Origin of the sequence: Bradyrhizobium sp. WYCCWR 12699 (assembly GCF_032144035.1) — a bacterium.
GTDB lineage: Bacteria > Pseudomonadota > Alphaproteobacteria > Rhizobiales > Xanthobacteraceae > Bradyrhizobium.
This window is the reverse complement of the sequence record NZ_JAVTJN010000032.1, coordinates 445,174-471,275: the sequence shown is the minus strand read 5'-3', so window position 1 is coordinate 471,275 and position 26,102 is coordinate 445,174. Positions and strand designations below refer to the sequence as shown.

General features: G+C 65.0%; 29 protein-coding genes. 22 read left to right on the top strand and 7 right to left on the bottom strand.

Annotation, left to right across the window (positions count from 1 at the left end):
* The first annotated feature begins 29 nt into the window (after positions 1 to 29).
* The 5 genes from RPS27_RS17065 to RPS27_RS17045 all read left to right on the top strand — a co-directional run bounded on the left by RPS27_RS17065 (position 30) and on the right by RPS27_RS17045 (position 6,667).
* Complete coding sequence (locus RPS27_RS17065; protein ID WP_212065924.1) at positions 30 to 1,901, top strand: AMP-binding protein; 1,872 nt, start codon at positions 30 to 32, stop codon at positions 1,899 to 1,901.
* Positions 1,902 to 2,002: 101 nt separating this feature from the next.
* A complete protein-coding gene (locus RPS27_RS17060; RefSeq protein WP_212065925.1) occupies positions 2,003 to 3,130 on the top strand; it encodes an acyl-CoA dehydrogenase family protein in 1,128 nt (375 codons plus the stop codon).
* A 140-nt stretch (positions 3,131 to 3,270) separates the two neighbouring features.
* On the top strand, positions 3,271 to 4,515 hold the full coding sequence (locus RPS27_RS17055) for an acyl-CoA dehydrogenase (protein ID WP_212065926.1): 1,245 nt from the start codon (positions 3,271 to 3,273) through the stop codon (positions 4,513 to 4,515).
* A gap of 136 nt (positions 4,516 to 4,651) precedes the next feature.
* Entirely contained in the window at positions 4,652 to 5,896 is a 1,245-nt protein-coding gene (locus tag RPS27_RS17050; RefSeq protein WP_211418654.1) for an acyl-CoA dehydrogenase, read from the top strand.
* 69 nt (positions 5,897 to 5,965) lie between these two features.
* Positions 5,966 to 6,667 carry a nitroreductase gene (locus tag RPS27_RS17045; protein ID WP_212065927.1) on the top strand — a complete coding sequence of 234 codons (702 nt, stop codon included), beginning with the start codon at positions 5,966 to 5,968 and terminating at the stop codon, positions 6,665 to 6,667.
* Positions 6,668 to 6,757: 90 nt separating this feature from the next.
* On the opposite strand, the gene RPS27_RS17040 is transcribed toward RPS27_RS17045, so the two are convergent.
* Positions 6,758 to 7,306, bottom strand: coding sequence for a sigma-70 family RNA polymerase sigma factor (locus RPS27_RS17040; protein WP_011090521.1), 549 nt, complete (start codon positions 7,304 to 7,306; stop codon positions 6,758 to 6,760).
* On the bottom strand, positions 7,306 to 7,539 hold the full coding sequence (locus RPS27_RS17035; RefSeq protein ID WP_164718820.1) for a NepR family anti-sigma factor: 234 nt from the start codon (positions 7,537 to 7,539) through the stop codon (positions 7,306 to 7,308). The genes RPS27_RS17040 and RPS27_RS17035 overlap by 1 nt, the downstream gene beginning before the upstream one ends.
* A gap of 207 nt (positions 7,540 to 7,746) precedes the next feature.
* On the opposite strand from RPS27_RS17035, the gene RPS27_RS17030 reads away from it, so the two are divergent.
* The 7 genes from RPS27_RS17030 to RPS27_RS17000 all read left to right on the top strand — a co-directional run bounded on the left by RPS27_RS17030 (position 7,747) and on the right by RPS27_RS17000 (position 13,360).
* Entirely contained in the window at positions 7,747 to 8,553 is an 807-nt protein-coding gene (locus tag RPS27_RS17030; protein WP_211418652.1) for a response regulator, read from the top strand.
* A gap of 136 nt (positions 8,554 to 8,689) precedes the next feature.
* Complete coding sequence (locus tag RPS27_RS17025) at positions 8,690 to 9,298, top strand: nuclear transport factor 2 family protein (RefSeq protein ID WP_212065928.1); 609 nt, start codon at positions 8,690 to 8,692, stop codon at positions 9,296 to 9,298.
* A 264-nt stretch (positions 9,299 to 9,562) separates the two neighbouring features.
* Positions 9,563 to 10,015: a hypothetical protein gene (locus RPS27_RS17020; protein WP_212065929.1), complete on the top strand. Its 453-nt coding sequence runs from the start codon at positions 9,563 to 9,565 to the stop codon at positions 10,013 to 10,015.
* A 122-nt stretch (positions 10,016 to 10,137) separates the two neighbouring features.
* Positions 10,138 to 12,015: a molecular chaperone HtpG gene (gene htpG / locus RPS27_RS17015; protein WP_212065930.1), complete on the top strand. Its 1,878-nt coding sequence runs from the start codon at positions 10,138 to 10,140 to the stop codon at positions 12,013 to 12,015.
* A 128-nt stretch (positions 12,016 to 12,143) separates the two neighbouring features.
* Positions 12,144 to 12,422 (top strand): DUF3551 domain-containing protein, encoded by a 279-nt coding sequence (locus RPS27_RS17010; protein WP_194405895.1) that lies wholly within the window; start codon positions 12,144 to 12,146, stop codon positions 12,420 to 12,422.
* A 32-nt stretch (positions 12,423 to 12,454) separates the two neighbouring features.
* Entirely contained in the window at positions 12,455 to 12,727 is a 273-nt protein-coding gene (locus tag RPS27_RS17005; protein WP_212065931.1) for a DUF3551 domain-containing protein, read from the top strand.
* 144 nt (positions 12,728 to 12,871) lie between these two features.
* Complete coding sequence (locus tag RPS27_RS17000; RefSeq protein WP_194405897.1) at positions 12,872 to 13,360, top strand: hypothetical protein; 489 nt, start codon at positions 12,872 to 12,874, stop codon at positions 13,358 to 13,360.
* A gap of 48 nt (positions 13,361 to 13,408) precedes the next feature.
* Here RPS27_RS17000 and RPS27_RS16995 read toward each other — a convergent pair whose 3' ends face one another.
* Positions 13,409 to 14,389 carry a tripartite tricarboxylate transporter substrate binding protein gene (locus RPS27_RS16995; RefSeq protein ID WP_212065932.1) on the bottom strand — a complete coding sequence of 327 codons (981 nt, stop codon included), beginning with the start codon at positions 14,387 to 14,389 and terminating at the stop codon, positions 13,409 to 13,411.
* 226 nt (positions 14,390 to 14,615) lie between these two features.
* Between RPS27_RS16995 and RPS27_RS16990 the strand changes: the two genes are divergently transcribed.
* The 5 genes from RPS27_RS16990 (at position 14,616) to RPS27_RS16970 (ending at position 19,243) form a co-directional block, all read left to right on the top strand.
* Positions 14,616 to 16,430, top strand: a complete 1,815-nt coding sequence (locus tag RPS27_RS16990; RefSeq protein WP_212065933.1) for a long-chain-acyl-CoA synthetase — start codon at positions 14,616 to 14,618, stop codon at positions 16,428 to 16,430.
* 141 nt (positions 16,431 to 16,571) lie between these two features.
* Entirely contained in the window at positions 16,572 to 16,817 is a 246-nt protein-coding gene (locus tag RPS27_RS16985) for an acyl carrier protein (RefSeq protein ID WP_194405899.1), read from the top strand.
* Positions 16,804 to 18,186 carry a class I adenylate-forming enzyme family protein gene (locus RPS27_RS16980; RefSeq protein ID WP_212065934.1) on the top strand — a complete coding sequence of 461 codons (1,383 nt, stop codon included), beginning with the start codon at positions 16,804 to 16,806 and terminating at the stop codon, positions 18,184 to 18,186. The genes RPS27_RS16985 and RPS27_RS16980 overlap by 14 nt, the downstream gene beginning before the upstream one ends.
* Complete coding sequence (locus RPS27_RS16975; protein WP_212065935.1) at positions 18,179 to 18,901, top strand: SDR family NAD(P)-dependent oxidoreductase; 723 nt, start codon at positions 18,179 to 18,181, stop codon at positions 18,899 to 18,901. Before RPS27_RS16980 ends, RPS27_RS16975 begins: the two co-directional genes overlap by 8 nt.
* Before the next feature lie 126 nt (positions 18,902 to 19,027).
* Positions 19,028 to 19,243 (top strand): hypothetical protein, encoded by a 216-nt coding sequence (locus RPS27_RS16970; protein WP_212065936.1) that lies wholly within the window; start codon positions 19,028 to 19,030, stop codon positions 19,241 to 19,243.
* Between the two features lie 3 nt (positions 19,244 to 19,246).
* On the opposite strand, the gene RPS27_RS16965 is transcribed toward RPS27_RS16970, so the two are convergent.
* Positions 19,247 to 19,645 (bottom strand): hypothetical protein, encoded by a 399-nt coding sequence (locus tag RPS27_RS16965; RefSeq protein WP_212065995.1) that lies wholly within the window; start codon positions 19,643 to 19,645, stop codon positions 19,247 to 19,249.
* Between the two features lie 210 nt (positions 19,646 to 19,855).
* Here RPS27_RS16965 and RPS27_RS16960 point away from each other — a divergent pair, with 210 nt between their 5' ends.
* Positions 19,856 to 21,001, top strand: coding sequence for a DUF3095 domain-containing protein (locus RPS27_RS16960; RefSeq protein WP_212065937.1), 1,146 nt, complete (start codon positions 19,856 to 19,858; stop codon positions 20,999 to 21,001).
* Positions 21,002 to 21,138: 137 nt separating this feature from the next.
* On the opposite strand, the gene RPS27_RS16955 is transcribed toward RPS27_RS16960, so the two are convergent.
* The 3 genes from RPS27_RS16955 to RPS27_RS16945 all read right to left on the bottom strand — a co-directional run bounded on the left by RPS27_RS16955 (position 21,139) and on the right by RPS27_RS16945 (position 23,675).
* Positions 21,139 to 21,573, bottom strand: a complete 435-nt coding sequence (locus RPS27_RS16955) for a DUF2147 domain-containing protein (protein ID WP_212065938.1) — start codon at positions 21,571 to 21,573, stop codon at positions 21,139 to 21,141.
* Positions 21,574 to 21,681: 108 nt separating this feature from the next.
* Positions 21,682 to 23,067, bottom strand: a complete 1,386-nt coding sequence (locus RPS27_RS16950; RefSeq protein ID WP_212065939.1) for an MATE family efflux transporter — start codon at positions 23,065 to 23,067, stop codon at positions 21,682 to 21,684.
* Positions 23,068 to 23,147: 80 nt separating this feature from the next.
* Positions 23,148 to 23,675 (bottom strand): GNAT family N-acetyltransferase, encoded by a 528-nt coding sequence (locus RPS27_RS16945; protein WP_194405906.1) that lies wholly within the window; start codon positions 23,673 to 23,675, stop codon positions 23,148 to 23,150.
* 243 nt (positions 23,676 to 23,918) lie between these two features.
* Between RPS27_RS16945 and RPS27_RS16940 the strand changes: the two genes are divergently transcribed.
* The 4 genes from RPS27_RS16940 to RPS27_RS16925 all read left to right on the top strand — a co-directional run bounded on the left by RPS27_RS16940 (position 23,919) and on the right by RPS27_RS16925 (position 26,102).
* Positions 23,919 to 24,515: a superoxide dismutase gene (locus tag RPS27_RS16940; protein ID WP_014491764.1), complete on the top strand. Its 597-nt coding sequence runs from the start codon at positions 23,919 to 23,921 to the stop codon at positions 24,513 to 24,515.
* A 187-nt stretch (positions 24,516 to 24,702) separates the two neighbouring features.
* Positions 24,703 to 25,314, top strand: coding sequence for a permease (locus RPS27_RS16935; protein ID WP_212065940.1), 612 nt, complete (start codon positions 24,703 to 24,705; stop codon positions 25,312 to 25,314).
* The gene (locus RPS27_RS16930) at positions 25,311 to 25,811 is read left to right on the top strand and encodes a hypothetical protein (RefSeq protein WP_211418637.1); all 501 of its coding nucleotides are present in this window, start codon (positions 25,311 to 25,313) and stop codon (positions 25,809 to 25,811) included. The genes RPS27_RS16935 and RPS27_RS16930 overlap by 4 nt, the downstream gene beginning before the upstream one ends.
* A gap of 42 nt (positions 25,812 to 25,853) precedes the next feature.
* On the top strand, positions 25,854 to 26,102 hold the full coding sequence (locus RPS27_RS16925; RefSeq protein WP_212065941.1) for a hypothetical protein: 249 nt from the start codon (positions 25,854 to 25,856) through the stop codon (positions 26,100 to 26,102).

Sequence of the window (26,102 nt, the reverse complement as noted above, 5' to 3'; positions counted from 1 at the left end):
CAAAGGACGATAATTCCGGGAGACGCAAAATGAGTGGAAGCGCGGCGGCCGTGATGACGAAGCCCGCCTTTCGCAAGATCGAATGGCTTGCGCGCGACATCGACGTCGAGCGCCGCAACGACGGCACGGTGGTGCTGAAGTCGCGCATTCCGCTGCAGCCTTACGAGAAACACATTCCGGCATCGCTGGCGAAGTGGGCGAAGCAAGCCCCCGAGCGCATCTGGCTGGCGCAGCGCGGCGGTCCCAATCGCGAATGGCGCAAGGTCTCCTATGCCGAAGCCAAGCGTATCGTGGATGCGCTGACGCAAGGTCTGCTCAATCTCGGGCTGGATGGCCGCCCCGTTGCGATCCTTTCCGGCAATTCGATCGAGCACGCACTGATGACGCAGGCGGCGATGCAGGCGCGCGCCGCGGCAGCGCCGGTGTCGCCGGCCTACTCGCTGATGAGCCACGATCACGTCAAGCTGAAATACCTGTTCGACCTGATCAAGCCGGCCGTATTGATGGTGCAGGACGGCCCGACCTTCGAGAAGGCGCTGAAGGCGCTCGATCTCGCCGGCGTCACCGTGGTGCACGTCGCCCGGCCCTGCGACGGCATCCCAAGCGTCAGCTTCGCCGAGCTCGCGGCGACGCCGGTGACGAAGGATGTGGAGGCGTCGATCGCGAAGATCACGCCGGACACCGTCGGCAAGCTGCTGTTTACGTCAGGCTCGACCGGCATGCCCAAGGCCGTCATCAACACGCAAGGCATGATGTGCGCCAATGCGGCGATGATGATGCAGGTTCGCCCAAGGGATCCCAATGGTCCTGTTACGACCATGCTGGACTGGATGCCGTGGAACCACACCATGGGCGGCAATGCGGCGTTCCACCCGATCCTGGTCGATGGCGGCACGCTCTATATCGACGACGGCCGGCCGATGCCGGGTCAGTTCGAGGAGACGCTGCGGAATCTGCGCGAGATCTCACCCACCTATTACGCCAACGTGCCGGCCGGCTATGCCGCGCTCGCTGCGGCCATGGAGAAGGACGACGCGCTCTGTCGCTCCTTCTTCAAAAATCTCTCGATCATGGCCTATGGCGGCGCGCGGCTGCCGGACGATCTCTATGACCGCATGCAAGCCCTCGCCGTGAAGACCACCGGCGAGCGCATCGTGTTCTATACCGGCTGGGGCTCGACAGAGACCGCGCCGACCTCGACCGGCACTTATTGGGACACCGAGCGCGTCGGCCTCATCGGCCTGCCGTTCCCCGGCGTCGAATTGAAGATGGTGCCGTGCGGCTCGAAATACGAGCTGCGGCTGCGCGGCGTCAACGTCACGCCCGGCTATTTCGGCCAGCCGGAGCTGACGAAGAAGATGTTCGACGAGGAAGGGTTCTACTGCATCGGTGATGCCGGCATTTTCGTCGACGATTCCGATCCGGTGAAGGGCATCATCTTCGCCGGCCGTGTCGTGGAAGACTTCAAGCTCACCACCGGCACCTTCGTGCATGTCGGCTCGCTCCGAACCGATGCGATCGCGGCGGCAACGCCCGTCGTGCATGACGCGCTGGTGGCGGGACAGGACCGCGCCTTCATCGGCCTCCTGGCGTGGCCGAACCTGCATGCCTGCCGCCAGCTCGTCGGCAATCCCGATCTCAGCTTCGCGGACGCGGTGAGGCATCCCGAGGTGATCGCCTGTCTCAGGCGCGGGCTGGAGACGCACAACCGTGAGTGCGAAGGCGCCAGCAGCCGGATCATCGCGCGCGCGATGCTGATGGCCGAGCCGCCCTCGATCGACGGTAACGAGCTCACCGACAAGGGCTACATCAACCAGCGCGCCGGTCTGGAACGGCGCGCCGAATTGGTGGAGCGGCTTTATGCGGACAAGCCGGATCAGGATGTGATCGTGCTGAGATGAGTTGCGCAATTCTCTCACCTCGTCATTCCGGGCTCGCCGCTACGCGGCGCCCCGGAATGACGGCATCAATACAAGCGACAAACAATAAAAGGTAGCCCGCCATGAACTTCGACTTCTCCGACGACCAGAAACAGCTCCGCGACCAGGCGCGCAAGTTCCTCGCTGAGAAATGCTCACCCAAGGCGGTGCGAGTCGTGCTCGACGGCAAGGCGCCTTACGACAAGGAGCTGTGGAAGGGCCTTGCCGAGATGGGCTTTCTCGGCGTCGCCATTCCCGAAGAGTTCGGCGGCGCGGGCGCCGGCCATCTCGAGCTTTGCGTGATCGCGGAGGAGATGGGCCGGGCCAATGCGCCGGTGCCGTTCTCCTCGACCGTGTACCTTGCCGCCGAGGCGCTGCTGATCGCCGGCAGCGACACGCAGAAGAAGAAATGGCTGCCTGCGATCGCCTCGGGCGAGGCGATCGGCACGCTGGCACTGTTCGAGGGCAAGGGCAATCCGTCGCCGAAGAACGTCAAGCTCACCGCTGCGAACGGCGTGCTCGACGGCGTCAAGAAGCCGGTTGCCGACGGCGCCATTGCCGATTTCGCGGTGGTTGCCGCGCGCACGGGATCGAGTGGGCGCGACAATGACATCTCGCTGTTCCTGGTCGACCTCAAGGCCGGGGGTGTCGAGGTCAAGAGCCTCACCAATCTCGATCCGACCCGCGGGCAGGCCGAGGTCACGTTCAAGGACGTCAAAGCCGAGCCGCTTGGCGCCGCGGGTGAGGGCTGGGGTATTTTGACCCAAGTGCTCGATCGCGCCGCGGTGCTCTGCGCATTCGAACAGGTGGGCGGTTCCGACCGCGCGCTGGAGATGGGCCGCGACTACGCGCTCGACCGCATCGCTTTCGGCCGCCAGATCGGTTCGTTCCAGGCCGTCAAGCACATGCTCGCCGACATGTATGTCTCGGCGACGCTGGCGCGCTCCAACAGCTATTACGGCGCCTGGGCGCTCTCGACCAACGCGGCCGAGTTGCCGGAAGCAGCGGCTGCCGCCCGCATCAGCGCGACGCAGGCGTTCCAGCATTGCGCCAAGAACAACATCCAGGTTCACGGCGGCATGGGCTTCACCTGGGAGTTCGACTGCCACATGTACTACCGCCGCGCCAACGCGATGGCGCTGGGGCTCGGCAGTCTCAGCTATTGGGAAGACCAGCTGATCGACCGGATGCGCAAGAAGAACGCGGCGTAAGCCGATGTGCGTGTCCCGGACGCGATGCGGCGCGTAGTGCCGCTTCGCAGAGCCGGGACCCTGGGCCGCAATGGGCCCCGGATCTGCAGCGCATCACTTCGTGCTGCGCAGCGTCCGGGGAACGAACCGAGAGAAAACAGATGAATTTCGACGACACCCCGCAGGAAGCCGAATTCCGCGCCACCGCGCGGGCCTGGATCGGCGCCAACGCTCCGAAGCAATACGAGGAGGAGCTGCGCAAATCCTCGCTTGGCCGCACCGTGCTCAAGAACGCCAATATCCTGGAAGTCGCAAAGGCGTGGCAGAAGAAGAAGGCCGATGCCGGCTGGGCCTGTCTGCACTGGCCGAAGGAGTATGGCGGCCGCGGATCGTCGCCGATCGAGCGTGTGATCTGGTCGCAGGAAGAGGGGCCGTTCGGCCAGCTCTCCCGCATGTTCATCATCGGTCACGGCATGTGCGGGCCGACCATGATGGCGTTCGCGCGCGAGGAGCACAAGCGCACCTACCTGCCGCCGCTCGCCTCAGGCGAAAAAGTCTGGTGTCAGCTGTTCTCCGAGCCGGCCGGCGGCTCGGACGTCGCGGGGCTGCGAACGCGCGCCGAGAAGGACGGCGATGACTGGGTGATCAACGGCCAGAAGATCTGGACCTCGGGCGCGCATTATTCCGATTACGGCATCCTCTTGACGCGCACGGATCCGACCGTGCCCAAGCACAAGGGGCTCACCATGTTCTTCCTGGACATGAAGAGCCCCGGCGTCGAGGTGCGGCCGATCAAGCAGGCGAGCGGGGCGTCCGACTTCAACGAGGTGTATTTCACCAACGTCCGCATTCCCGACCATCAGCGCCTTGGCGAGGTCGGTGACGGCTGGAACGTCTCGCTGACCACGCTGATGAACGAGCGCAGCGCGATCGGCGCGGCCGTCTCGACCGGTTTCCCTGAATTGTTCGAGTACTGCTCCAGCCTGATGCTCGACGACGGCCCGGCGATCGAGGATCGCGCGGTGCGCTCCAAGCTGGCGAACTGGGCGGTGAAGGCGAGCGGGCTGAAATACACCAGCATGCGCGCGATCTCGGCGCTGTCGAAGGGCGAGCGGCCGGGGCCGGAAAACTCCATCGGCAAGCTGGTGGCGGGATCGATGATCCAGGACGTCGCGACCTACGCGTTGGATCTGCAGGGCGCGGGCGGCGTGGTCAGCGGTGAGGATGGCGAGCTGGCCGGCCGTTTCCAGGCGATGCTGCTGCGTGCGCCTGGTACCCGCGTTGAAGGCGGCACCGACGAGATCATGCGCAACATCATCGCCGAGCGGGTGCTGGGTCTGCCCGGCGATATCCGTGTCGACAAGGACGTGCCGTTCAACAAGATCCCGACGAAGGGAAGAGGCTAGCCGTGTCCCGGACGCGGTGCGGGACGAAGTACCGCTCCGCAGAGCCGGGACCCAGAAAGCCAAAATGGGCCCCGGCTTTGCTGCGCACCGCTTCGCGCTGCGCAGCGTCCGGGGCACGAGAAAGGAGAGTTCGAAGATGAATTTCGACGACACCCCGCAGGAAGCCGCATTCCGCGAGACCGCGCGCAAATGGATCGACGCCAATGCGCCTAGGGAGCTGCATGCCGAGCTGTCAAAATCCTCGCTCGGCCGCATCCGCCTTGCCAGCCACGACATCGTCGATGTCGGCAAGGCCTGGCAGAAGAAGAAGGCTGATGCCGGCTGGGCGTGCCTGCACTGGCCGAAGGAATATGGCGGGCGCGGCGCGACGCCGATCGAGAAGGTGATCTGGCAGCAGGAGGAGGGCGTCTATGGCAAGCTAACGCAGCCGTTCCAGATCGGCGAGGGCATGTGCGGTCCGACCGTGATGGCCTTCGGCAGCGAGGATGCGAAGCGCAGGTATCTGCCGAAGCTCGCCTCGGGCGAGGAGATCTGGTGCCAGCTGTTCTCCGAACCGTCCGCCGGTTCGGACGTTGCGGGCCTGCGCACCCGTGCCGAGAAGAAGGGCGACAATTGGGTCGTCAATGGCCAGAAGATCTGGACCTCTGGCGCGCATTATTCCGACTATGGTCTTTTGATCGCGCGCACCGATCCGAACGTGCCCAAGCACAAGGGCCTCACCATGTTCTTCCTGGACATGAAGAGCCCGGGCGTCGAGGTGCGGCCTATCAAGCAGGCCAACGGCATGCAGGAGTTCAACGAGGTCTATTTTACTGACGTGGTCATTCCCGACAGCCAGCGGCTGGGGGCCGTCGGCGAGGGCTGGAGCGTCTCGCTGACCACTTTGATGAACGAGCGCATGTCGATCGGTGCGCGGCTCGCCACCGGCGTCCCTGAAATGTTCGAGTTCTGCTCAACGCTGATGCTGGAGGACGGGCTCGCCATCGACGATCCCGCCGTGCGCTCCAGGCTGGCGAGCTGGGCGGCGAAGTCGAACGGACTGAAATTCACCAGCTATCGCACCATCTCGGCACTGTCGAAGGGCGAGCGGCCGGGTCCGGAGAACTCGATCGGCAAGCTGGTCTCGGGCATGATGCTGCAGGACATCGCGACCTACGCCATGGACCTGCAGGGCGCGGCCGGCGTGCTCACGGGCAACGACGAGGAGACCGTGCAGGGCCAGTTCCAGCAGATGCTGCTGTCCTCGCCCTCGATGCGCATCGCCGGCGGCACCGACGAGATCCTGCGCAACATCATCGCCGAGCGCGTGCTGGGCCTGCCCGGCGACATCCGCGTCGACAAGGACGTGCCGTACAACAAGATCCCGACCAAGGGGCGGTGATTGCCATTTTGCAGGGTGGGTTACGCCTTCGGGCTAACGCACCCTGCGAGGCCAATAGCGAGCAGATCCATGGACGCAAAAGTGAGCCAGACTCAAAACCGCATCGGCGTGCTCGAAGAGCTGCTCAACGAGCGCTATTCCGTCCGCGCCTTCCTCCCCAAGCCGGTCGATCGCGCGACCATCGAGCATGTGCTGACGACGGCACAGCGCACTGCGTCCTGGTGCAACAGCCAGCCCTGGCAGGTCATCATCGCCAGCGGCGAAGCCAAGGAGCGCTTCCGCAAGGCGATCTACAAGGAAGCGTCGGGCGGCCTCGGCGACGACTATGATTTCACGCCGCCGCGCGAATATGTCGGCGTTTATCTGGAGCGCCGCCGCGAAAGCGGTTTCCAGCTCTACAACACGCTCGGCATCGCGCGCGGCGACAAAGCCGCCTACGGCAAGCAGGCGCTGGAGAACTACAATTTCTTCGGCGCGCCGCATGTCGCGATCATTCACACCAACGAGCCGCTCGGCATCTACGGTGCGATCGATTGCGGCGCCTATGTCTCCAATTTCATGCTGGCGGCGCAGGCGCTCGGGCTCGGCACGATTCCGCAGGCCGCGCTGGCGCGGCATTCCGGCCTGATCCGCCGCCACTTCAATCTGCCCGACGACCGCCGCGTCGTCTGCGGCATCTCGTTCGGCTATGCCGACCACGCGCACAAGGTCAACAGCTACCGCACCTCGCGGGCGAGCGTGGCCGAGACCGTGACCTTCGTGGACGAGTGATCTGCCGCGTCATCCATCTTGCAAACGCATGAAGGCGGCCGCGGAAACGGCCGCCTTCATCTTCATTTGAGCCCGATTGACGCCGGCCTGTCAGCCGCCGCTGCCGCCGATCACGGCCCGTACGGTCTCGTCCGGGCCAAAATCCTCGGCGCCGTCCACATAGAGCAGCGCGGCGAGCTTCGAGCGTGCACGGTTCACGCGGCTCTTGATCGTGCCGACGGCGCAGCCGCAGATCGAAGCCGCGTCCTCGTAGGAAAAGCCGGAGGCGCCGACCAGGATCAACGCTTCACGCTGGTCCTGCGGAAGCTTCTCGAGCGCCGTGCGAAACTCCTCGAACTCGAGATGCGCGTTCTGCGACGGCTGTGTCTTCAGCGTCTTGGCGTAGTTGCCTTCGGCATCCTCGACCTCGCGCCGCCGCTTGCGATAGTCCGAGCGGAACAGGTTGCGCAGGATCGTGAACAGCCACGCCGGCAGGTTGGAGCCGGGCTGGAAGGAGTCGATGTTGGCAAGCGCGCGGAGCAGCGTCTCCTGCACCAGATCATCGGCGCGGTCCGCATTGCCGCTGAGCGAAATGGCGAACGCACGCAGACTGGGTACGGCCGCCAAGATGTCGTTACGCAGGGAGTCCGTGAGAGGCATTAATCCCTCCCATTGTTGTTGTCGTTAGATCCCCCGTCATTTTCCACTTGGGGTGTCGCTCCCTGGGCATCAAGCTTCTTGATCAGTTCCGCGAACCGATCCGGAACCCCCTGCCGCACCACGTCATCATACATGGCGCGCAGCTGATGCCCGATCCGGGATTGAATCTCCGGAGTGAGCCCTCCCTTGCCGGGGGTCGTGCTTCTGGTTGCTTGTGACTTGAGATCTTTCATGACCTGTTCCACGTTTCCCCGAGTTAAGTGACTGTAAAATCGAGAAGTTTTCTCAACCGGGAGCCGTTCCCTGGATAGGCTCAATTCCAGGTTCGAGAAAAAGTTCCGCCTCCAGCGGAACTTTTGTTGGGCTGAGGCGTAAACAGCCCAGCAGGGGAACCGGGCCCCCCGCGTTGCCAGGATGGCCCGAAGATGAATGGAGTGGGGATGTCCCGTTCACAGCTCGTTGCTGAACACTTGCCGTTATTGCGCCGATATGCGCGCGCCCTGACGGGCAGCCAGGCCTCCGGTGACGCCTATGTCGCAGCCATGTTGGAAGCCATGCTAGGGGACCCGTCGGTGCTCGACGAGAGCCATGGGCCGCGCGCCGGGCTGTTCCGCCTATTCACCCAGATCTGGAATTCGGTCTCCGTCAACGACGATTCGGAGGTGACGACCCTGCCGATGCCGCCGGAGCGGCGGCTGTCGAACATCACGCCGCTGCCGCGGCAGGCCTTCCTGCTGCTCTCGCTCGAGGGATTCTCGGAAGAGGAAGTCGGCTACATCCTCGGCACCGACGTCGCCGAGACCCGGCGGCTTGCAGATACAGCGGGCCGCGAGATGGCGGCCGAGATCGCGACCGACGTGCTGATCATCGAGGACGAGACCTTCATCGCCATGGACCTCGAGAGCCTGGTGAAGAATCTCGGCCACAACGTCGTCGGCGTCGCGCGAACCCATGCCGATGCTGTGGCGCTGGCCAAGAACAAGCGGCCCGGCCTGATCCTCGCCGACATCCAGCTCGCCGACGGCTCCTCGGGCCTGGACGCCGTCAACGAGCTGCTGCGCACGTTCGAGGTGCCGGTGGTGTTCATCACCGCCTACCCGGAGCGCTTCCTCACCGGCGAGCGCCCCGAGCCGGCGTTCCTGATCTCGAAACCGTTCCAGCCCGCGATGGTGTCGGCGGTGGCGAGCCAGGCGCTGTTCTTCCAGCGCAACTCGCGCAACCGCACGCCGAAGGCGCCGGCGGCGTAAGGCAAGCGCCGTTCGTGGAATGATCTAGTCCGGCGTGCCGCAAGGCACGCCGGACTTTTTCGTGCCGTCTGCAGCGCTTGACGCGCATCGGCTGCGCCGCTCATACCTCCTGCATGATCCTCATCGGAGACATGCCATGGACCAGCGACTGCTCGATCGTCTCGCCATCCGCGACCTCGTCGAGAACTGGGCGGTCTGGCGCGATGCCGGTGACTGGGAGCGGTTTGCCACGGTCTGGCACGAGGAGGGCTGGATGTCCGCCACCTGGTTTCAGGGACCGGCGCGGGATTTCATGCGCGTCAGCCAGGAGGGGTTCGCCAAGGGGGTGCGCATCCTGCATTTCCTTGGCGGCACCAGCATCGACCTTGCCGGCGAGCGGGCCATCGCACAGACCAAGATGACGATCTCGCAGCGCGCTCCTGTGCACGACGTGCTCTGCGACGTCGTCTGCACCGGGCGGTTCTACGATTTCCTGGAGAAGCGGCAGGACCCATCAGGAGTTGGGAAATGGGGCATCGTCCGCCGCCAGCCTATTTATGAGAAGGATCGGATCGACCCGGTCGATCCCGCAGCATCCCTTCGTCTCGACCAGACGGCGCTCGCCGCGCTGCCCGAAGGCTATCGCCACCTCGCCTACATGCAGGAGCTGATCGGCTATAAGGTCAAGCGCGACATGCCGGGCCTGACCGGGCCCGAGGTCGAGAAGCTCTATGGCGAGGGGCGGGACTGGCTGGCGGGCAAATAGCGTGACCCAAGTGAACCCCAGACAAAAGTAAGGCGCGACTGGCATCACCACAGTCGCGCCCTACGTCGCCGGCTTATGGGGCAGGGGGGAATAGCCGGCTGCAGAGACGACTCCTGTCCGCGGGAGTCGTTCCAGGCCTTGCGAAATATTTTGCGCACCCTGCTGCATTATTCGCACACGGTTAAGTGATCGTAATCACTGAGAACTCCCGATCCGTTGCTCGCGTTGTTCCCGCGATCGCCATGGGGCGAGGGACAGACAGTCATGTCACAGATTCACAAGGTATTTTTGGGCGCCGTCGCGGTTGCCGCAACCCTTTGCGCGGCGCAACTGGCCTCCGGCCACGATCTGGCCGACCGCTGGCAGGCGGTCGCCGATGTGCCCACCCAGGGCTCGAAATACGCCCCGAGCCAAAACGTCTCAGGTCAAAACGTCCCAAGCCATAACGTCAATCGCGCCGGCAAGGCCGACCGCCTCGCCGGGCTCAAGGCGGCCGCGGTTCCCACCCGCACCGTCTCGATGCGGCTGAACGATCTCGCCGACACCTCGGTGCTGCTGCGGGTCCCCGCGGTGATCGAGACCGGCAACGCCAAGCCGCCGACGCTGCTGCAGAACCAAAAGAAGGCGCGCAGCAGGCCGACGATCGCCTGCGAGCCGATGGTCAGCTCGCTGACCGAGGTCGCAAAGCTGCTTCAGCCCGGTCGCTGTGTAACCTGATCCGCCGCGCCATCGGACAGATCGCCCTTCCGCCGGCAGGGCGTTTCTCCGCGTCCACTTGATCCCCTGTCGCCTCGCGTTATATCCCGGGTTTCTTCCCTTTCATTTGACCGGGTAAACGCATGACGACGTCCGATACGGCTGTGCATACGCAGCCCTTCCAGGCCGAGGTTTCCGAGCTTCTGCACCTCATGGTGCACTCCGTCTATTCCGAGACCGATATCTTCCTGCGCGAGCTCGTCTCCAACGCCTCCGACGCCTGCGACAAGCTGCGCTACGAGGCAATCGCCGGCCCGGCGCTGCTGGGCGAGGGCGACGCGCTCAAGATCCGCATCATTCCCAACAAGCAAGCCGTGACGCTCACGATCGCCGACAATGGCATCGGCATGGAGCGGCAGGAGCTGATCGATCATCTCGGCACCATCGCCCGCTCCGGCACCAAGGCGTTCGTGTCGAAGCTGAAGGAGGCCAAGGACGGCCTCGGCCTGATCGGCCAGTTCGGCGTCGGCTTCTATTCGGCCTTCATGGTCGCCGAGAAGATCGTCGTGGTCAGCCGGCGCGCCGGCGAGAGCGACGTCTGGACCTGGACGTCCTCCGGCGGCTCCGGCTTCGAGATCGCCCGTGCCAGTGATGAAGAGGCGGCACGCGTGACCCGCGGTACCGAGATCGTCCTGCACCTGAAGGATGATGCCAAGAAATATCTTGAGCCCTACGAGATCGAGCGCATCGTCCACGCCTATTCCGACAACATCCTGTTTCCCATCGAACTCGTGCCGGAAGAAGGCGATCCGCGCCAGATCAATTCGGCGAGCGCGTTGTGGCAACGCTCGAAATCCGAGCTGACGGCGGAGGACTACAAGAAGGCCTATCAGCAGATCGCGTCCGCCTTCGACGATCCCGCGATGACGCTGCATTACCGTGCCGAGGGCCGCTACTCCTACGCCGTGCTGCTGTTTGCGCCCTCGACCAAGCCGTTCGACCTGTTCGAGCCGAACCGCAAGGGCCGGGTGAAGCTTTACGTCCGCCGGGTCTTTATCACCGATGATGCGGATCTGCTGCCGGGCTATCTGCGCTTCATCCGCGGCGTCGTCGACAGCGAGGATCTCCCGCTCAACATCTCCCGGGAGATGCTCCAGAACAATCCGCAGCTCGCGCAGATCCGCAAGGCGGTGGCGACCCGCGTCGTGTCGGAGCTCGAAAGCCTCGCCGAGAAGGATCCGGACAATTTTGCCAAGATCTGGGACGCGTTCGGCGCGGTGCTCAAGGAAGGCATTTACGAGGATTTCGAACGGCGCGAAAAGCTGCTGGCGCTGTCCCGCTTCACCACGACGTCGGGCGAGAAGCGGTCGCTGAAGCAGGTCATCGCCGATTTCAAGCCGAACCAGACCGAGATCTACTATCTCGTCGGCGACAGCATCGAGCGGCTGAAGTCCAATCCGCGGCTCGAGGCGGCAACCGCGCGCGGCATCGAGGTGCTGCTGCTGTCCGATCCCGTCGACGCCTTCTGGACCTCCATGCCGTCGGAGTTCGAGGGCAAGCCGCTGAAGTCGCTGAGCCAGGGCGATCTCAACCTCGACCTGATCCCGCGCGTCGATGAGGCGGACGAGGCGAAGAAGGAGGAGCCGGCCGCGGACGAGGCCGCCACCATCGCCGTGATCAAGGCCGCGCTCGGCGAGCGCGTCGGCGACGTCAAGGCCTCGACGCGCCTCACCAGCTCGGCCTCCTGCCTCGTCGCCGACAGCCAGGGCCCGAGCCGCGAGCTCGAGCGCATCCTGTCGCAGCAGAACCGGGGCATGCGCACCAAGCCGATCCTCGAGATCAATCTGCGCCATCCGCTGGTGACAGCGCTCACCAAGGCGCAAGCCGGCTCGAATGTGGTCGACGATCTCAGCCTGCTCCTGCTCGAACAGGCGCAGATCCTCGACGGTGAATTGCCGGAAGACCCGGCGGCGTTTGCCGCGCGGCTGAACCGGCTGGTGTTGCAGGGGCTCGGCGCATAGCACCGCAGGTGCCAGCGCTCACCTTGCCGTAATCTGCCCCTAGGAACAGTCGCCGCCGGCCTCGTGTTATGCCATAGCAGGCCGTCGGCATCAGACCCGCCGACGCCGTCGATTCGAGGATCAAGTCCATGCGCCTGTCGATCTTGACGCTCACTGCGATTGCCGCGCTGTTCGTCGCGGCCGATGCCAGCGCCCAGACCTATGATCCGCGCTATCCCGTGTGCATGCACGTCTACACGCCGGGCGGCGGCTTCGGCGGTGGCGGCGGCGACTATTTCGACTGCTCCTTCACCTCGCTGCCGCAGTGCCGTGCGACCGCCTCGGGCCGCTCGGCCAGCTGCGACCTCAACCCCTATTATGCCTTCGACCAGCCGCCGCCGCGCAAGCGCCACAAGAAGGTCCAGTAACAATCCCGATGCAGCGTCCAGGAATATCGTTCATGCGTCTCTCGTTCGGCTTGATCGTGACCGCCGGCGCGCTGCTCGCGGCCGCGCCGTCTCATGCGCAGACCTTTGATCCACGTTACCCCGTTTGCATGCACGTCTATTCAGGTGCGAACGGAGGAGGTGGGGAATGGTACGATTGCTCCTTCACCTCAATTCCACAGTGCCGCGCCACCGCTTTCGGCCGCTCCGCGATCTGCGATCTCAATCCGTATTATCCGGTCGAGGCGCCGGCATCACATCTTTCCCGCAAGCCGCGCGGCCGCTAGCCTCCCCGCTCTCGTCGCCTGCAACGTTGCACCAAGTCAACGCGCGCAATGCGTTTCTGGGCATCCTCATCGCGTAGCCCGACGTCAGGAGTCCGGCATCATGCCGGCCCTGTCGGATCGGGCGCATGAAGCGAGGAGATTTCCATGAACTGGTGCACCCTCAAGGCGCTCATCGGCTCGACCCTTGTCATGATCGCCTTCCAGCCGGCCCGCGCGGACGTGCTCGCGCGCTACGAATGCAGCATAGCCGGCTTCTTCACCCAGGAGCCGATTGGCGACCGGGCCGATCACAATCTGGTGGCGCAGGACTATGTCTGCGTCGGCGTCGAGGGAATCTTCAAAGGCGCAGTTTATTCCGCGTCGAATGTCGTCGAGTGGGACGGTCCCAAGGCAACGATGCTGATCGGTAGCGGGGTCCACCGCATTCCCGGCGGACGCCTCATCACGCAGCTCACCGAAGGTTCCGCCCAGGCCGTGATGAAGGACGGCAAGCCCGTCGGGGTCGCATCCTCGGGCAAGGGACTCGTCAAGTTCGCATCCGGTCCATTTGCCGGGCTGAACGGTAAGACGGTTCAGTTCGTCACGAAGCCCATCAATCCGATCCGGTTCGATCTCGAATTCACGGCGGATTGAGGCGGCGCGAAACTCTGCCATCGCAGCTGGTCGGTGCTCGGGGAACGGCTACTCCTTCCTGATCCCCGACAACTCCACCACCTTGCGCCAGCGGTCGGTTTCGGCCGTCAGCATGCCGCCGAATTCACTGGCGTTGCCGTGGAGCGGGATGGCGCCGAGCTCGGCGATGCGGGCCTTGATACCGGGATCGGACAGCGCAGCGTCGATCTCGCGATTGAGCAGGTCGACGATCTCGCGCGGCGTGTCGCGCGGGGCGCCGACGCCGTAGAACGAGCTCGTCTCAAAGCCGGGCAGGGTGTCGGCGATCGAAGGAATGTCGGGCAGGATCTCCGAGCGCTCGCGCGTGGTGACGCCGAGCGCGCGCAGCTTGCCGGCGCGCACCAGCTCGAAGGACGAGGTGACGTTGTCGAACATGCCCTGGATCTGCCCGCTCATCACGTCGGTCAAGCCCGGTGCCGAGCCACGATAGGGGACGTGGGTGAACTCAACGCCGGCCATCGACTTGAACAATTCGCCCGAGAGGTGCAGCGAGGTGCCGATGCCCGAGGAGGCGACCGATATCTTGCCGGGATTGGCCTTGGCGTAGGCGATGAAGTCGGCGACGGTTTTCACCGGCAGGTCGTTGTTGACGACCAGAACCAGCGGAATTCGTGCGACGCCGGCGACCGGTGCGATGCCCTTGGCGAAATCATATGGCAGAGCCGGATCGAACGAGGCATTGATCGCATTCGCGGTCGAGGTCAGCAGCAGCGTGTAGCCGTCGGGGGCGGAGGTGATGACCGCCTGCGTCCCGATATTGCTGCCGGCGCCCGGCTTGTTCTCGACGACGAAGGTCTGGCCGAGCCGGTCGGACAGCCGCTGGCAGAGCAGCCGCGACAGCAGGTCGGTTGCGCCGCCCGGCGCATAAGGCACCACCCATTTCACGCTGCGCGAGGGATAGGAGGGATTGCCGAGTGCAAAAGCGCGCGGCGCAGCGAGCGCAGCCGCGGCGCAGGCCGCGGCCCGAATGAAATGTCGTCGGGTGATCATGGCGGTCTCCGCTTCACCTCGTCCCGCTTGCGGGGCGGGGGCACGCGCAGCGCGCCTGACAATTGGAATTGCTATCGCAAGAATTGCGCTGCGGCGCACGCCGATCCCATGGCTTGGTAAAGGATCACTAGAGTTAATCGCGCGCTAACGGAGTTTTACCTTGTCCCTTAACACCTGGGCAAAGCGCGCGGGTTAGATTGCCGGACATCAGCGGACGGCCCGAAGAGTGAACAATATGACCACCGGTGTCATCGAGCAGCCGAAAGTCGCGCGCGCGCCGTCGGCTTCAAAGATCTGGTTGAAGGCCATCGAGCTCACCGCGCGGATCGAGACCCTGCCAGGCCGTCTGTTCGCCGACGTCGTCGACCATTGGGCGCAGCGCCAGCCCGACCGCGTCGCGCTGCTGATGGATGACGCAAGTCTCGACTATTCAGGCCTGTCGAAGCGCATCAACCGCTATGCGCGCTGGGCGCGCTCGGCCGGTGTGGCCAAGGGCGACACCGTCGCGCTGATCATGCCGAACGGCATCGACTACGTCGCCGCATGGCTCGGCATCAGTCGGGTCGGCGGTGTGGTCGCGCTCCTCAACACCAGGCTGGTCGGGCTCTCGCTCGCGCATTGCATCGACGTCGCCAAGCCTTCGCATATCATCGTGGCCCATCAACTGACGGAGATGTTGGATGGCGCAGCGCCGCATCTGAAAACGCAGGCCAAGGTCTGGACGCATGGCGATGCCCGCGGCGAGCGTGCCATCGATGTCGCGCTGGCAGCGCTGGACGATGCTCCCCTTTCGCCGGAGGAGCATGGCGAGGTCACCATCAACGACCGTGCGCTGCTGATCTACACCTCCGGCACCACGGGCCTGCCGAAGGCCGCCAGCATCAGCCACCGCCGTATCCTCAATTGGGGCTTTTGGTTCGCCGGTCTCACCGGCGCGGGACCGCAGGACCGGCTCTATGATTGCCTGCCCTTGTTCCATTCGGTCGGCGGCATCGTCGCGCCCTGCAGCATGCTCGCGGCCGGCGGCTCGGTGGCGATCGCCGAGAAATTCTCGGCCTCCCATTTCTGGTCCGACATCGTCCGGCACGACTGCACGCTGTTTCAATATATCGGCGAGCTCTGCCGCTACCTGCTGAAGGCTGCGCCGTCGGAATACGAGAACCGCCATCGTCTCCGGCTCGTCTGCGGCAACGGCCTGCGCGGCGACATCTGGGAAGACTTCCAGGATCGTTTCGCCATCCCCCGTATCCTCGAATTCTATGCGGCGACGGAAGGCAATTTCTCGCTGTTCAACGTCGAGGGACAGCCGGGCGCGATTGGCCGCATTCCGCCGCTGCTCGCACATCGCTTCCCGGCCAATCTCGTCAAGCTCGATCCTGATAGCGGCGTGCCGCTGCGCAACGACGAGGGATTTTGCCTCGCCTGCGCCCGCGGCGAGGCCGGCGAAGCCATAGGCCGCATCGGCACCGCCGATGAAGGCGGCGGCCGCTTCGAGGGCTATACCGATGCTGGCGAAACCGAGAAGAAGATCCTTCGAAATGTCTTTGCCAAGGGCGATGCCTGGTTTCGCACCGGCGATCTGATGCGGATCGACGACAAGGGGTTCTTCCATTTCGTCGATCGTATCGGCGACACGTTCCGCTGGAAGGGCGAGAACGTCGCGACCTCCGAGGTGAACGACGCGATGCGCGATTTCACCGGCGTGGTCGACGCCACCACCTATGGCGTCGGCATCCCAGGTGCCGACGGCCGTGCCGGCATGAGCGCGATCGTCGTCAACGAGGGTTTTGACATTGCGGCATTGCCCGCGCATCTCGCGCAGCGCCTGCCGGCCTATGCACATCCGGTCTTCATCCGCATTTCGCGCGAGCTCGATGCGACCGAGACGTTCAAGCAGAGGAAGGGCGACCTGTCGCGGGAAGCCTTCGATCCCGCCGCGATCTCCGATCCGCTGTTCATGGTCGACCCGAGATCCGGAGCCTACGTCCCGCTGGACGCCGAGGCTTATGCACGAATCCTGGACGGCTCCATCAGGCTCTAAACCCGGCAAAATCCGCAGATAGGTCCAATTTTATCTGAATTGTCCAAGAAGCCATTTACTTCTCTCGGGTAAACAAGCCGTCATGGGGAGGCGGCCAGCAAGAGCCGCCGCAACACCAACGAATAACAAAGCGAGCCAGCCATGTCGGTAAGGTCTAAGGTCATCGAGGCGATCCAGCAGATCGCCAAGGAGCAGAACGTCACGCTTCCCGCACTTTCGGACGATCTGTCGCTGCACGAGACGGGCTTCGACTCGCTCGCCTTCGCCATTCTGGTCGCGCGTCTCGAGGACGACACCGGCGTCGACCCCTTCACCATCTCCGAGGACGCAGCATTCCCCGCCACCGTGGGCGATTTCGTGCGGGCCTACGAAAATGTCCCCGCGTGAGATATTTGCACTCCGCGACCATCTCGGCGCGGAGCTGAAAGGCCGCTCGATCTCCGACGCGCATCATGTCGTGTCGCTGACCGACATCCTGTCGCAGACGGTCCTCGGTGGCCGCCTGCATGAATTGTCGGGCCGCTCCGTGCTGCTCAAATTGTCCGACCAGCTCCGGTCGGGCCTCGCCATGATCGAGCTCGACGGCATCGCGCGCCGCATGCTGCTGTGCCCGCCCGATCTCAACCCTGATCATCTCGACGCGCTGATCGCGGATGCCGGGATCGATGCCGTCGTCACCGACGGGCCCGATCGCTGGGCCAATTCGGGCGTTGCGCTCGTCGTGACCGCGCAATTGCCGCTCGAAACCACCGCGCCGGCCAAGACCGAACGCGCCACGGAATGGCTGATGCTGACCTCGGGCACCTCGGGCGTGCCGAAAATCGTCGGCCATACGCTGGAAGCGCTGACCGGTGCCATCGTCGCCGAAGGCCCCGCGCGCGGACCTGCGCCGGTCTGGGCGACGTTCTACGACATCCGCCGCTATGGCGGCCTGCAGATCTTCCTTCGCGCAATCCTCTCCGGCGGCTCGATGGTGTTGTCGGACCCGCATGAGGTGCTCGGCGATCACGTCGCGCGGCTGAAGGCGCGAGGTGTTTCGCACATCTCCGGCACGCCGTCGCACTGGCGCAAGCTCTTGATGAGCGGTTCGGCCGCGCAATTTACCCCGGCTTACGTCCGCCTCTCCGGTGAAATCGCCGACCAGGCGGTGCTCGACGGATTGAAGGCGGCATTCCCCAATTCCTCCGTCGGTCATGCCTATGCCTCGACCGAAGCCGGCGTCGGTTTCGCCGTCAATGACGGGCTGGAGGGCTTTCCGGCCGACTATCTCGGCAATCGCAACGGCGTCGAGATGAAGGTGGTCGACGGCTCGCTCCGGATCCGTTCGACGCGTACCGCGCATGCCTATGTCGGCCGCAGCGCCGCGGCGCTCACCGATGACGACGGTTTCGTCGACAGCGGCGACATTGTCGAGCTGCGCGGTGCCCGCTACTATTTCGTCGGCCGCCGCGGCGGCATCATCAATATCGGCGGATTGAAAGTCCACCCCGAAGAGATCGAGGCGGTGATCAACCGCCATCCCGACGTGCGGATGTCGCGCGCCAAGTCGCGCAAGAGCCCGATCACCGGCGGCATCGTGGTTGCCGACGTGATCCTCACCGAGGGCACTGATCCGGCGCGCGCGAAAGAGATCCGAGACCAGATCCTGGCGCAGTGCCGCACACAGCTCGCGTCGCACAAGGTGCCGGCGGTGATCCGCTTCGTCGAGGCGCTCGACGTCACTCCGGCCGGAAAACTGGCGCGAACCGATGCATAATGTCCTCGTCACCGGCGGCAGCCGCGGCATCGGTCTTGCGATCGGCAAGCGCCTCGTTGATGCCGGCTACAACGTGATCGCGGCGGCGCGGCGCGAAAGCGACGAGCTCAAGGCGGCGATCGCCGAATCCGGCGGACGGCTGCATTTCCGCGCCTGCGACCTCGCGGTGATCGACGCGATCCCGGCTTTCGCAAAGCTCGTGCGCGACGAGTTCGGCCCGGTCTACGGCCTCGTCAACAATGCCGGCCTCGGCACCGAAGGCCTGCTCGCCACCATGCATAATTCCGCGATCGAGGCGCTGGTGCAGCTCAACGTGCTGTCGCCGATCATCCTCACCAAATATGTGGCGCGGCAGATGATGGCGGACGGCACCGGGCGCATCATCAACATCTCCTCGATCATTGCGACGACCGGCTATAACGGCCTGTCCGTCTATGGTGCGACCAAGGCGGCTGCCACCGGCTTCACCCGCTCGCTGGCCCGCGAGGTCGGCAAGGTCGGCATCACCGTCAATGCGATCGCGCCGGGCTTCATCGACACCGAGCTGACGCATAATCTGTCCGATGAGGCGCGCAAGCGCATTGCCGGCCGCAGCGCGCTGCGCCGCCTGCCGGAGACGGACGACGTCGCGCGCATGGTGGAATATCTGCTCGGGGAGGGCGGCCGCAATGTCACCGGCACCGTGTTCACCATCGACGCGGGGAATACGGCATAGGCGGAACTCGGCCGGCATCATTGTGTTGATCCGGCACAATGACATTCAGCCGGATTTGGTCGTAAGATGCCCCGCAATCGATTGGGTTACGTCAATCGATCTGCCCTAATCGACAGGGAGCAGTCCATGGCCATGCCCAACATGACCGCTTCAAATCAGGGCCGGACGGAGCCATCCCGCGCGAAGCCGGATTTGGATGAAGCCCACTGCCCGCCGATGACGCATCAGAATTCCGGCAGTCACGGCTATGAAATGTACCCGCAGCAATTCGTGCGCCTGGTCGGCTGCCATGACGCGTCGCTCGATACCTTGCGCAAGCGTCAGAACGAGAAGCTGCACTAGCCGTCACGACCGGTGCTTCGGCGAGTCCTTCGGTAGGTCAATCCGTTCGTGGGAAAATTCCGGCGGCCCTTCGGTGAGGCGGCGGATGCGGCGTTCGCGCTCGTCCGCCGGCAATGCGGGATCGAGCAGCGTCTCGATCTCGTGGACTGCGATCTCTTCGATCCTGGTGGCCTCCGAGGCGATCGGATGCGCCGAACCGGGCACCGGCGGCGCGATCTTCAGGCCCAGCTCGATCAGCTTGCAGATCGCCTCCGCACGGGTCAGGCGATAGGCTTCAGCCCAGGCATCGACGGCCTCCGTCAATCGTTCGGGCATTTTCACCGCGCTGATCGGGTCGACACCCGTGCGCCGGCGGACCGGAGAGGTGGAGTCCTTGTTGCCGAAGTCGGACACCTCGATCATCCCATGTAAGGCCGTGGAGCTGAGGGACGATAGCCGCAACTCCCGGACTGCCGTTTGATGCCGATCAAACGACCCGCTGCGGCAATGCAACGCGGCGGCATCTTGTTGTCCGGAGCCGTTTCGGCCAATGATTGAAGGGGCCGCCGGCCGGCGAACCCGGATCGATCCTGCCCCGTACTTGTTTTGCATTCCAACCATCCGGCGTCCCCGATGACCTCAGGCGAATCCTTCTACGGCGGCATTCCCGTTTTCCGCGGCTTCACCAGCCTGATGGACCCTGCGCTCTATGCGCCCCTGCCGGACGAATGGAGCATCGGCGTTGCCGATATCGTCGATTCCACCAAGGCGATCGCGGCGCAGCGCTACAAGGCGGTCAACATGGCCGGTGCGGCCGTGATCGCGGCCGTGACGAATGCCTTGGCGGGGCGCGAATTCCCCTTCGTGTTCGGCGGCGATGGCGCGAGCTTTGCGGTCGCGCCCGGCGATCTCGATGCGGCACGCGACGCGCTCGCCGCGACCGCCACCTGGGTGCGGGAAGACCTCGACCTGAGGATGCGCGTCGCGCTGGTGCCGGTAAGCGCCATTCGCGCGCACGGCCTCGACGTGCGCGTCGCGCGCTTCGGTCCGTCGGCGAACCTGTCCTATGCGATGTTCTCCGGCGGCGGGCTCGCCTTTGCCGACGCCGCGATGAAGCGCGGCGAGTTCGCGGTCGCCGAGGCGCCGGCGGGCACGCAGCCTGACCTGTCCGGCCTGTCCTGCCGCTTCGAGATGATGCCGGCCTCGCGCGGGCTGATCCTGTCGGTCCTGGTGATGCCGGCGCGCGGCGCCGAGCCGCATGCCTTCCGCAAGGTGATCGAGGACATCATCCATCTCGTCGAGCGCAGCCCGGACGGCGCCCGTCCGGTGCCGCCGCAGGGACCGCCGCTGAAATGGCCGCCGCAGGGCCTGGAATACGAAGCCCGCACCAGGCGCGGTGGCCCGCTGCTTGCGCGCAGGGCGAGCGTGCTGGCCTACACGCTGTTTGTCTATCTGATCATGCGCTTCGACCTTAAGGTCGGCGGCTTCGTGCCCAACCTCTACCGGCGTCAGGTCGTCGAGAACTCGGACTTCAGGAAGTATGACGACGGCCTGCGCATGATCCTCGACTGCACCCCGCAGCTCGAGCGCGCGCTGAGCGATCGCCTCGCGGCCGCCGCGCGCGAAGGCGTCGTGCGCTACGGCCTCCATCAGCAGGACGCCGCCATGATGACCTGCTTCACACCGTCCGCGCTGCGCAGCGACCATGTGCACTTCATCGACGGCGCGCGGGGCGGCTATGCCTCGGCCGCGACGGCGCTAAAGGCGATGCCGGCGTGAGGGATCTCGTGTCCCGGACGCGCTGCGGCACGCAGTGACGCTGCGCAGAGCCGGGACCCAGAGCGCGATAGGCCCCGGCTCTGCAGCGCATCACTACGTGCGGCGCTGCCTCCGGGGCACGAGAGCTCGTAGACCCGCTACCGCCCCGCGCGCGTCCAGGTCTCGCCGCCGCAGAGCGCGCCGACGCAGCCTTCGACCCGCAGCGAATCCGCTCCCGTCACGGTGACGCTGCTGGCATAGGTGCTGCCGTCGTCGGCATTGTAGATCCGGCCCGACCATTTGTTCGGACCGGAGGGCGGCATGCTGCTGAACAGCGGCAGACCGATCATCGGGCGCTTGGCGAGCGCGGGATTGGGATTCTTGCTGTCGGTGGCGGGCTGGCCGGTCGCGGTGTCGTAGGGCTCGCGCAGCCAGGCGACGACGCCGCAGATGCCGCCGCCGCATTTGGTGATCTTGACGCGCGCATCGCCCGCCTGGGTCAGCCATGTCCCGTCGACGTTCTGCGCATGAGCGGCGGACGCGCCAAGCAGCGCGGCGAGGAGGACGGTGAGAGCGGCGAATCTGGAAGTCATGGAAGAGGCCCCGAAAATGGAGCGCCTCCATAGCAGGCCGGCGCGATAGTGCAACGCTGGCCGGAATCACATTCCTGCGTTTATCGATGTGCGTTTACACACCTGCGCTCATTTGCCCCAGCGCACAAATGCGACCGAGCCCGCAGTCGCCAGACCGAACACGACCATGGCGCCGCCGACCAGCGCGAACAAGGTCCAGGCCGGCGCCTGCGCCATCATGAGGCCGATGCCGCCGATCGCGACGATCAAAAGTCGCGCGGTGGACGCCAGCACGGGTCCGCCGACGCGCGCCGCGCCTTGGGATGAGAAATAGAGCGACACGCCGATGCCGAAGAACACGAAGGCCGGGCCGGCCCAATGGAAATAGCTGTGCGCCGCGGCGGTGACGCCGGGATCCCGGGTGAAGAGCGCAACCCACAGCGCGGGATCGAGCGCGATGACGAGCCCGATCAGGCCGACCGTGAGTCCCGAGGCCGCAGCTGCGGTCCAGGCGACACGCCGCGCCCGCTTCACATGCCCGGCGCCCATCGCCATGCCGACCATCGGCACCGAGGCGATGCCGAAGGCGAAGGTGATTGGGATCAGCAGGAATTCCAGCCGCGAGCCGATGCCATAGCCGGCCAGCATCTCGGTGCCGAAGGTCGCCAGGATCTTGGTGAAGATCAAGATCGTGAGCACGGTCTGGAGCGGTGACAGGCAGGCCACCGCGCCGACCTTGAGGATGTCCAGGAACATCGCGCGTTCGAAATGGAAGGCGCGGACGTCGATCTGCAGCCGGCTGCGGCCGGACAAGAGATACCAGAGGAAGAAGATCGCGGCGCAGCTGAACGCGATCAACTGGCCGCTTGCGACGCCCGGCATACCGAATTGCGGCACGCCGAACAGGCCGAGCCCCAGCGTGCCGCCGAGCGCGATCTGCAGCACGCTCGCTCCGATCAGCGTCATCGAGGGCAGGCGCATGTCGCCGGTGCCGCGGATCACCGAGGCAAGCGTATTGACGAGCCAGATCGCGACCGCGCCGGAGAACAGCATTTGCGAATAGCCGCAGGCTTCCTCCAGCACCCGGTCACGGCCGCCGAGCAGGGTGAAGAACGAGCGGCCGAAGACCAGCATCATCACCGTGAAGAACAGCCCGCCGCAGAGGCCGATGATGGCGGCATGCAGCGCCAGCGTCGCGGCGCGGTCCCGATCCCCGGCGCCGAGCGCGCGGCTGACCGCGGACGATACGCCGCCGCCCATCGCACCCGCGCTCATCATCTGCGTCAGCATCGCGAATGGAAACACCAGCGCGATCGCGGCGAGCGGGATGGTGCCGAGCCGGCCGATATAGGAGGTCTCGGCGATCGCGACCAGCGTGCTGCCGACCATCGCGATCATGTTGGGAATCGCGAGCCGCAGCAGCGTCGGCAGGATGGGCGCGGTCAGCAGGCTGGCGATGGGGTAGGCGACCGGCGCGAGCGGCGGGACGGCGTCTACGGGGGCGTCGATCGTCATGTTCACCGCGCGGAATATCAAATGATGATCGACATATTATAGGGCGCAAGGCGCCCGGCCAGCCCTCGCTCACGCAGGGCTCACCAGGGCAGGCCGCATAGGTCGATGGTGCCCAGCGTCGGCGCGCGGACGATGTGGAACACGTAGGGCGCCATATGGTCGAAGCGGATCCGCCCCTCCGGCTGTTCGCAATAGACCTCGCCCTTGAAGGGCAGCCAGCTCCGGGTCTCGTAGAACGAGAAATTGTGGGGTTCGCAGAACAGCAGTGCGAAGCGCGCGGCCTCGTTGGCTCTGATGGTGTGAACCGCCGCGTCGATCGCCACGGTCGCATAGCCGCGGCCGCGCTGGTCCTGGCGCGTGCAGACCCCGCCGATACCGCCGATATGGACCTTCTGCCCATTCCAGGTGACGGTGCGGAAGTAGATGCCGACATGGCAGACGAGGCCGTCCTCGGGCGTCTCGATCAGCACGCGCAGATCGGCATTGGCCCATTTGACGTGGGCCCAGGGCTTCTCAGCGACGAGCTCTGGTCCCCAGACCGCCTGATGCAGCGGCTCCGCAATCGGCCAAGAGGCGTCGCCGTTCAAAATATCGATCTCGATGCTCATGGCCTGGTTCTTCGGAGCTCCGCTTCGTGGCGCATTCGTTCTGTCATAAGCGGTTCAAAGGCAATGATATTTTTACGCCGTCCGTCTCGCCTGCGGCAGAACGTCTGCGCTTGCGTCGATTTGGTGCAATCCGGCCGGATGGCCCCATCACGTGTTTTCGCAAATTGGCGGTATTTAACGGCCGCGGAACCTTCTATAAGACTCCCCGTTAAGCCAGTTCCCCATCAGTCGCGGACAAGAACCATGACCTTTACGCTGCCCCCACTCCCTTACGCCTATGACGCCCTTGGCCAGTTCATGTCGAAGGAGACGCTGGAATTCCACCACGACAAGCATCATCAGGCCTACGTCACCAACGGCAACAACGCGCTCAAGGGGACCGAATGGGAAGGCAAGTCCCTTGAGGAGATCGTCAAGGGCTCGTTCGGCAAGAACCCCGCGGTGTTCAACAATGCCGGCCAGCACTACAATCACATCCACTTCTGGAGCTGGATGAAGCCCAATGGCGGCGGCACCAAGCTGCCCGGCAAGCTCGAGAAGAAGATCAACGAGGACCTCGGCGGCTTCGAGAAGTTCAAGACCGACTTCCAGGCGGCCGGCGTCGGCCAGTTCGGCTCCGGCTGGTGCTGGCTCCAGGTCAAGAACGGCAAGCTCGAAATCTCCAAGACCCCGAACGGCGAGAATCCGCTGGTGCACGGCGCCACGCCCATCCTCGGCTGCGACGTCTGGGAGCACTCCTACTACATCGACTACCGCAACCGCCGCCCGGATTATCTCAAGGCGTTCGTCGAGAACCTCGTGAACTGGGAATACGTCGAGTCCCTGTTCGACAAGGCGTAAGCGTCATTCCGGGTTCGCACTTCGTGCGCCCCGGAACGACAGAAAGAGGCGGTCGCTCGCGCGGCCGCCTTTTTGCTGTGCGGAATTGCCCTGCGCGGTGCGCGCACGGGTCTGTCATCACACCGTTTGCATCGCTTCGGTGGCGCGCTTAATCAGGACCGGCATCACCCTCGAGCCACCGAGCCCGTTGTCAGAACCTTTCCCGAAAACCCCTGCGCCGGCCGAGGACGCGGAGTCCGAGCCGCGGCCCGGGCGGGTCCGCAAGCCGATCGGCTGGTCGACCATCATCATCGCGGCACTGGTCGCGGTGAGCGCGGCGCTGGTCTGGCGGCGTGACGGCACCGACGGCGTTCTCGACATCCTGACCCACGATCTGTCGCTGTTCTCGGGCATCCTGCCGCGCGTGCTCGCCGGCTGCCTGCTCGGCGCCTTCATCTCGGAAATCCTGCCGCACGAAAAAGTCTCGCGCTCGCTCGGGCCGAAATCCGGCTTGATGGGGCTTCTGATCGGCACCGCCTTCGGTGCGATCCTGCCGGGCGGGCCCTTCACCGCCTATCCCGTGGCGAGCGCGCTGCTCGCGGTCGGCGCGGATTTCGGCGCCACCATCGCCATGGTCGTGAGCTGGACCCTGATCGGCTATGGCCGCGCGGTGGCCTGGGAAATCCCGATCATGGGCACCGATTTCACGCTGTGGCGCATCCTGATCTCGCTGCCGCTGCCGGTGCTCGCCGGCGCGCTCGGGCGTTTCGTCTATGTCCGGCTCTATCCGAAGCGGACCGGCGACGAGGACGCGGCATGAGCGCCGCGCTTCTGATCGACATCCTGCTGTGGGGCTCGGTGCTTGGCGTCGGGCTGATCGCCTTCCGCAGGGGACCGCCGGTATTCAAGGCCTCGTTGCGCGAGGGCACGATGGACTTCATCAACATCGTGCCGCGGATCGCGCTGGGGGTGATCGGCTCCGGCTACATCGCCGCCATCATCCCGCAGGAGGTGATCACAGGCTGGCTCGGGCCGGACAGCGGCTGGCTCGGCGTTGCGACCGCCGTAGTCGCCGGCGCGGCGACGCCCGGCGGCCCCGTGGTCGGTTTCTCCATCGGCACCGTGGCGCTGAAGTCGGGCGGCGGGGTGCCGCAGGTGGTGGCCTATGTCGTCGCCTGGGCCCTGTTTGCCTTCCAGCGGGTGATCCTGTGGGAAATCCCGTTCATGCCGGCCCGGTTCGTCTGGTTCCGCTGTGCCGTCTCGGTACCGTTCCCGTTCGTGGCGGCCGCGATCGCGATGGTGATCGGGAAGCCCTGAGGCGGCGTGGACAGGCGTAATGTTATAATATAACGTCTCGCCATGGTTCCCGCCGCGTCCCACGCCCATCATCACGACCATGCTCATGGCCATTCCCATGGTCATTCGCACGCCCACGGGCATTCACATGGGCACGACCACACCCACGCCCATGTCCACGATGCCGCCTCGCCGCATCCCGCCCAGCAGGCGCCCTGGTCGATCCTGCGCATGACCATGGCCGCGCGCCTCGCGGCGGCGCTTGCCGTCTGTGCCGTGCTCTGGGGCGTGGTTTTCCTGGCGATGAGGTGA

Bases quoted from the DNA above. Each gene is read 5' to 3' on its own strand.
- RPS27_RS17050 (WP_211418654.1), top strand. From the start codon at position 4,652: ATGAATTTCGACGACACCCCGCAGGAAGCCGCATTCCGCGAGACCGCG.
- RPS27_RS16965 (WP_212065995.1), bottom strand. From the start codon at position 19,645: ATGATCGAGGTGTCCGACTTCGGCAACAAGGACTCCACCTCTCCGGTC.
- RPS27_RS17040 (WP_011090521.1), bottom strand. From the start codon at position 7,306: ATGCCTCTCACGGACTCCCTGCGTAACGACATCTTGGCGGCCGTACCC.
- RPS27_RS16970 (WP_212065936.1), top strand. From the start codon at position 19,028: ATGGCCATGCCCAACATGACCGCTTCAAATCAGGGCCGGACGGAGCCA.
- RPS27_RS16945 (WP_194405906.1), bottom strand. From the start codon at position 23,675: ATGAGCATCGAGATCGATATTTTGAACGGCGACGCCTCTTGGCCGATT.
- RPS27_RS17060 (WP_212065925.1), top strand. From the start codon at position 2,003: ATGAACTTCGACTTCTCCGACGACCAGAAACAGCTCCGCGACCAGGCG.
- RPS27_RS17035 (WP_164718820.1), bottom strand. From the start codon at position 7,539: ATGAAAGATCTCAAGTCACAAGCAACCAGAAGCACGACCCCCGGCAAG.
- RPS27_RS16995 (WP_212065932.1), bottom strand. From the start codon at position 14,389: ATGATCACCCGACGACATTTCATTCGGGCCGCGGCCTGCGCCGCGGCT.
- RPS27_RS16950 (WP_212065939.1), bottom strand. From the start codon at position 23,067: ATGACGATCGACGCCCCCGTAGACGCCGTCCCGCCGCTCGCGCCGGTC.
- RPS27_RS16985 (WP_194405899.1), top strand. From the start codon at position 16,572: ATGTCGGTAAGGTCTAAGGTCATCGAGGCGATCCAGCAGATCGCCAAG.
- RPS27_RS16955 (WP_212065938.1), bottom strand. From the start codon at position 21,573: ATGACTTCCAGATTCGCCGCTCTCACCGTCCTCCTCGCCGCGCTGCTT.
- RPS27_RS16975 (WP_212065935.1), top strand. From the start codon at position 18,179: ATGCATAATGTCCTCGTCACCGGCGGCAGCCGCGGCATCGGTCTTGCG.
- htpG (WP_212065930.1), top strand. From the start codon at position 10,138: ATGACGACGTCCGATACGGCTGTGCATACGCAGCCCTTCCAGGCCGAG.
- RPS27_RS17005 (WP_212065931.1), top strand. From the start codon at position 12,455: ATGCGTCTCTCGTTCGGCTTGATCGTGACCGCCGGCGCGCTGCTCGCG.
- RPS27_RS17045 (WP_212065927.1), top strand. From the start codon at position 5,966: ATGGACGCAAAAGTGAGCCAGACTCAAAACCGCATCGGCGTGCTCGAA.
- RPS27_RS17020 (WP_212065929.1), top strand. From the start codon at position 9,563: ATGTCACAGATTCACAAGGTATTTTTGGGCGCCGTCGCGGTTGCCGCA.
- RPS27_RS17025 (WP_212065928.1), top strand. From the start codon at position 8,690: ATGGACCAGCGACTGCTCGATCGTCTCGCCATCCGCGACCTCGTCGAG.
- RPS27_RS17055 (WP_212065926.1), top strand. From the start codon at position 3,271: ATGAATTTCGACGACACCCCGCAGGAAGCCGAATTCCGCGCCACCGCG.
- RPS27_RS16960 (WP_212065937.1), top strand. From the start codon at position 19,856: ATGACCTCAGGCGAATCCTTCTACGGCGGCATTCCCGTTTTCCGCGGC.
- RPS27_RS16940 (WP_014491764.1), top strand. From the start codon at position 23,919: ATGACCTTTACGCTGCCCCCACTCCCTTACGCCTATGACGCCCTTGGC.
- RPS27_RS16925 (WP_212065941.1), top strand. From the start codon at position 25,854: ATGGTTCCCGCCGCGTCCCACGCCCATCATCACGACCATGCTCATGGC.
- RPS27_RS16930 (WP_211418637.1), top strand. From the start codon at position 25,311: ATGAGCGCCGCGCTTCTGATCGACATCCTGCTGTGGGGCTCGGTGCTT.
- RPS27_RS16980 (WP_212065934.1), top strand. From the start codon at position 16,804: ATGTCCCCGCGTGAGATATTTGCACTCCGCGACCATCTCGGCGCGGAG.
- RPS27_RS17065 (WP_212065924.1), top strand. From the start codon at position 30: ATGAGTGGAAGCGCGGCGGCCGTGATGACGAAGCCCGCCTTTCGCAAG.
- RPS27_RS17030 (WP_211418652.1), top strand. From the start codon at position 7,747: ATGTCCCGTTCACAGCTCGTTGCTGAACACTTGCCGTTATTGCGCCGA.
- RPS27_RS17000 (WP_194405897.1), top strand. From the start codon at position 12,872: ATGAACTGGTGCACCCTCAAGGCGCTCATCGGCTCGACCCTTGTCATG.
- RPS27_RS17010 (WP_194405895.1), top strand. From the start codon at position 12,144: ATGCGCCTGTCGATCTTGACGCTCACTGCGATTGCCGCGCTGTTCGTC.